The organism is Pseudomonas sp. 39004, from assembly GCF_028682155.1.
GTDB classification, from domain to species: domain Bacteria; phylum Pseudomonadota; class Gammaproteobacteria; order Pseudomonadales; family Pseudomonadaceae; genus Aquipseudomonas; species Aquipseudomonas capeferrum.
Map to the genome: position 1 here is coordinate 1 of NZ_JANIAG010000279.1, position 4,209 is coordinate 4,209.

6 protein-coding genes and 1 pseudogene are annotated in these 4,209 nt (G+C 63.9%); 3 read left to right on the top strand and 4 right to left on the bottom strand.

Annotated features, from left to right (window positions below; translation table 11 throughout):
• On the bottom strand, positions 1 to 603 hold a 603-nt coding region (locus NP534_RS25895), incomplete at its 3' end, for a FecR family protein (protein ID WP_274100616.1).
• A gap of 25 nt (positions 604 to 628) precedes the next feature.
• A pseudogene (locus NP534_RS25900) lies at positions 629 to 1,132 on the bottom strand (RNA polymerase sigma factor); the annotation flags it as partial.
• 136 nt (positions 1,133 to 1,268) lie between these two features.
• On the opposite strand from NP534_RS25900, the gene NP534_RS25905 reads away from it, so the two are divergent.
• Positions 1,269 to 1,757, top strand: a complete 489-nt coding sequence (locus NP534_RS25905; protein WP_274100617.1) for an LEA type 2 family protein — start codon at positions 1,269 to 1,271, stop codon at positions 1,755 to 1,757.
• A 6-nt stretch (positions 1,758 to 1,763) separates the two neighbouring features.
• On the opposite strand, the gene NP534_RS25910 is transcribed toward NP534_RS25905, so the two are convergent.
• Positions 1,764 to 2,027, bottom strand: coding sequence for a hypothetical protein (locus tag NP534_RS25910; protein WP_186661176.1), 264 nt, complete (start codon positions 2,025 to 2,027; stop codon positions 1,764 to 1,766).
• Positions 2,028 to 2,152: 125 nt separating this feature from the next.
• Between NP534_RS25910 and NP534_RS25915 the strand changes: the two genes are divergently transcribed.
• Positions 2,153 to 2,473 carry a DUF883 family protein gene (locus NP534_RS25915; protein ID WP_033700349.1) on the top strand — a complete coding sequence of 107 codons (321 nt, stop codon included), beginning with the start codon at positions 2,153 to 2,155 and terminating at the stop codon, positions 2,471 to 2,473.
• A 35-nt stretch (positions 2,474 to 2,508) separates the two neighbouring features.
• Here NP534_RS25915 and NP534_RS25920 read toward each other — a convergent pair whose 3' ends face one another.
• Complete coding sequence (locus NP534_RS25920) at positions 2,509 to 3,126, bottom strand: tRNA-(ms[2]io[6]A)-hydroxylase (protein ID WP_047583899.1); 618 nt, start codon at positions 3,124 to 3,126, stop codon at positions 2,509 to 2,511.
• Positions 3,127 to 3,280: 154 nt separating this feature from the next.
• Between NP534_RS25920 and NP534_RS25925 the strand changes: the two genes are divergently transcribed.
• Positions 3,281 to 4,144 (top strand): universal stress protein, encoded by an 864-nt coding sequence (locus tag NP534_RS25925; protein WP_274100618.1) that lies wholly within the window; start codon positions 3,281 to 3,283, stop codon positions 4,142 to 4,144.
• Positions 4,145 to 4,209 lie beyond the last annotated feature (65 nt).

Here is a 4,209-nt window from a genome sequence, read left to right on the forward strand (position 1 = left end):
CGCAAACGCGTGAGCAAGGCATACCGTGGCCTCGCCTTGGGCCAGCACCACGCGGCCATCGCGGCGCACGCTGAACGTCGCCGCCGTGCCCCGCACCGCCTCGCCTGCGCTATCGACCACAAAGGGCCGTGCGTCGCTGGCCGTTTCGAACAAGGCCTCGCCAGCATTGAGCACCACTCGGCGCTCGCGGTCGGTAAATGCCACCGTCAAGGCACTGCCGCTGTTCAGCAGTACCCGCGAGCCATCGGCCAGGGTAATAGCCTGCCGCTGCCCCAGCCCGGTGTGGTAGTCCGCCAGCCAGATTGGGGCCTGCTGCCAGCCGGTAAAGCCTGCGGCCAGCAACACCAACGAGGCCGCCAAGCCTGCCGCCCAGTGCCGTCGGCGCCGCGCGGGTGGTGGCGCGACAACCTGGGCGGTCGGGGTGTGGCCAATGTCTTGCCACAGCGCTTGCGCCTCGCGCGCCGCCTCGGCATGCGCCGGGCTCAATGCGCACCAGCGCTGGTAGCGGGCGTGGTCCGCCGCCGTGGCATTGCCCGCGTGCAACAGCACCTGCCAATCGATGGCATCGTCGCTGAGGTCGCTGAGCGGTTGGGCTGCAGGCATGGCGTAAGGCTCAGTCATGGTTGTGTTTTAGCCAGTCACGGCAATGGCGCAGCGCCTGGCCGATGTATTTTGCCACCATGCTTTCGGAAACGCCCAGCCGTTGTGCAATCTGTGCCTGGGTCAGGCCTTCGATGCGGTTGAGCAACAGCGCCTGGCGGGCGTTGCTGGGCAACTGCAACAGCGCCTCGTCGAGTATCTGCAGGCGCTCGCGGGCAAGCAACGCCGCCTCGGGCGCCGGCGCTGGGCACGCCACCTCCCCTGTGCCATCGCTGTCATCGTGACGGGCAGCGTTGCGTTGCTCACGGCGCAAGGCATCGATCGCCAGGTTGCCCGCAACCCTAAAGATGAAACTGCGCGCGTGCAGCACCGGGACCGCTTGCTGGTCGATCTTCACCAGCTTCAGGTACGTCTCCTGCGCGACGTCGGCGGCGCGCTGGCGATCGCTCATGCGCCGGGTCAGGAACTGCAGGAGGTCGTCGTAGTGCTCCTGGAAACTCGCCAGCAGACCAGACACGGGAGACGTCAGCATGAGGTAGGAGAAAGGCCAGTAAGAGGAATTGTCGGGCGTTAATGAGAAACAGTATCTTTCATTGTGCACGCCACTTTCAACGTCAGAGAGCATTTGCCACACTGACGCTTGAATTCTTCTGGCAAGGTTGCAACCCATGACTGCCCATTTGCACCGCTGTGCCCGCGGCTGCCTGGTACTGCTGTTGGCGTTCGGCCTCAGCGCCTGTGCGTTGTTCCAGGCGCGCGACCCGCTCAACATCAGCGTGATCGGCATCGAGCCGCTGCCCGGCCAGGAGCTGGAACTGCGCATGGCGGTGAAAATACGCGTACAGAACCCTAACGAAACCCCGATCGACTACAACGGCATCGCGCTCGACCTGCAGGTCAACGGCCAGCCGCTGGCCGCCGGTGTGAGTGACCAGCAGGGGCATATAGGCCGGTTCGACGAAGCGGTAATCGTGGTGCCGGTCAGCGTCACCGCGTTCTCCTTCCTGCGCCAAGCCTATGGCCTGGGCCAGCGCAATTCGCTGCAAGGGTTACCCTATGTACTGCGCGGCAAACTGGCAGGCGGGTTGCTGGGCACCGTCCGCTTCACCGACGAAGGCACGCTGGATTTGCCGACGGCTGCGGGCGCTGGCGGGTAGACAGCCTCAGCGGCTGTTGTTGGCGGCGGCCATCATCTTGTTGACCTCACTGCGCACCATGCTGGCGTATTCGGGCGGCGACATGCCTTCAAGCTCGGCACGCACCCACTCGGCCCATTTGCCCTTGCGCCGTGGCTTTTCGGAAATCAGCCGGGCCGCTTCGCCCTTGGCCTTGCCCAGGTTGCTCTGCCACATTTCGAACAACCGCGCCTTCTCTGCCTCGATCTGCGCCCGTTCCTCGAAGCTCTTGTTGGCCAGATTGAAACTCATGAAGGTACCTGCCTGTTGAAAATGGCCGCTATCTTACACCGTAGCGACGCGTCACCGGAAAGCCGGCGCAACTTTCCCGACGCGCCGGCATCCATTGTTCACCCCCCATTGACGAGGATGAGTTCATGGCCCGAAAAAACGCCGCACAAGCCGCCAGCGATCAGATCAAGGATCAGGTCTTCAGCGAACTGCAGGCATTGATCGAAGAATCCGAAAAGCTGCTCAACGACAGCGCAGCCCTGGTTGGCGAGGAGGCAGAAACCCTGCGCGCCCAAGTCAGCCTGAAGCTGCGCCAGGCCCGCCAGGCGGCGAGCAATGTGCGTGACAAGGCCCAGCCGGTGGTGGATGCCACCCAGGACTACATCGGCGGCCACCCCTGGCAGACCGTTGCCGTGTCCGCAGGTTTCGGCCTGGTGGTAGGCCTGTTGTTGGGCCGCCGTTACTAAGCAGCGCTAACGGCCGCAGCGCCGCCTGATGGGTTTCAGGCGGCCTGCGCCAGCGGGATACCGCTGTGGAAGCGCAGCTCCTGGTCCGGTGACTGGATCAGTTCGGCCTCGGCCTCACGTACCAGCTCCACCCGGCGGGCAATGTCCGCTGCCTCACCATACTGATGGGCCAGCTTCAGGTAGCCCTGGTAATGGCGCGCTTCACTCTTCAGCAAGCCGTGGTAGAAGGTACCCAGCTCTTCATCCAGATGCGGCACCAGTGCGGCAAAGCGCTCGCAACTGCGTGCTTCGATGAAGGCCCCCACCACCAGGGTATCCACCAGCTTGACCGGTTCATGGGCACGCACCAGGCGGCGCAGGCCCGAGGCATAACGCCCGGCCGACACCGGGCGCAAAGGCACACCCCGACGCTTCATCAGGCGCAACACCTGCTCATGGTGCACCAGCTCCTCGCGGGCCAGGCGCGACATCATGTTGATCAGGTCAAGGTGCGTGTTGTACTTGGCGATCAGGCTCAAGGCGGTGCTGGCGGCCTTGAACTCGCAGTTCTTGTGGTCGATCAGCAGGGTTTCCTGGTCGGCAAGCGCCGCTTCGATCCAGGCATCTGGGGTCGGGCAGCCAAGAAAGGCGTCGATTTCGGGGATCAAGGACATAAACGTGCAACCAGACAGAACAGGCAGGGCCGGCGATTATACCGGCGGCAAGCGGCAGCGCCAGTGACTATGCTTGATGTACATCAAACGGCGGCGGGTGGGGCGCCGACTATAGTCAGGCATTGGCCGCCATCTTTGAACGGAGCTCAAGCCCATGCAAGCCGTCCGCAGCATCCTCGTCGTCCTCGACCCCGCGCATGCCCACAGCCGGGCTTTGACCCGCGCCAAGCTGATCGCGGGGGTGACCGGCGCGCGCCTGCACCTGTTGATGTGTGACAAGAAACAGGACCACAGCGCGCTGCTCAGCCTGCTGTGCAGCCAGTTGCACGATGACGGGTATGACAACGTGACCTCGGAGCAGGCCTGGCACGACACCCTTCACGAGTCGATCATCGCGGTGCAGCAAGCTGAAGGCTGCGAGCTGGTCATCAAGGAGCACCGGCCGGACAACCCCCTGAAAAAAGCACTGCTGACGCCCAGCGACTGGAAGTTGCTGCGCCTGTGCCCCAGCCCGGTGCTGATGGTAAAAACCGAGCGGCCATGGACGGGCGGGGTAATTCTGGCGGCCGTGGATGTCGGCAACCAGGATGAGGATCACCGCCGGTTGCACGCGAGCATCATCGACCATGGCTATGCCATTGCCGGCCTGGCGAAAGGTCAGTTGCACGTCATCAGTGCGCACCCCTCTCCCATGTTGTCGGCTGCGGACCCGGTCTACCAGCTCAGCGAGACCATTGCAGAGCGCTACCGCGAAGCCTGCCGCGCGTTTCAGGCCGAGTTCGACATCAGCGATGAACGCCTGCATGTCGCCGAAGGCCCGGCCGATGTGCTGATACCCCATACCGAGAAGAAGTTCGGCGCCGTGGTCACGGTGATCGGCACGGTGGCCCGCACGGGGATTTCTGGTGCATTGATCGGCAATACGTCGGAGGTGGTGCTCGACTCGCTCGAAGGGGATGTGCTGGTGCTCAAGAGCGAAGAAGCGATTGCCCACCTGACGGAACTGGCCCGCGAGTAGGCCCAGCACAGCGTCGGCATGCTTTTGTAGGAGCGGCCTTGCCGGGGCGCCGGACCGGCAAGAGA

Excerpts from the sequence above, each read along its gene's own strand:
- NP534_RS25905 (WP_274100617.1), top strand. The coding sequence starts at position 1,269 with ATGACTGCCCATTTGCACCGCTGTGCCCGCGGCTGCCTGGTACTGCTG.
- NP534_RS25910 (WP_186661176.1), bottom strand. The coding sequence starts at position 2,027 with ATGAGTTTCAATCTGGCCAACAAGAGCTTCGAGGAACGGGCGCAGATC.
- NP534_RS25915 (WP_033700349.1), top strand. The coding sequence starts at position 2,153 with ATGGCCCGAAAAAACGCCGCACAAGCCGCCAGCGATCAGATCAAGGAT.
- NP534_RS25920 (WP_047583899.1), bottom strand. The coding sequence starts at position 3,126 with ATGTCCTTGATCCCCGAAATCGACGCCTTTCTTGGCTGCCCGACCCCA.
- NP534_RS25925 (WP_274100618.1), top strand. The coding sequence starts at position 3,281 with ATGCAAGCCGTCCGCAGCATCCTCGTCGTCCTCGACCCCGCGCATGCC.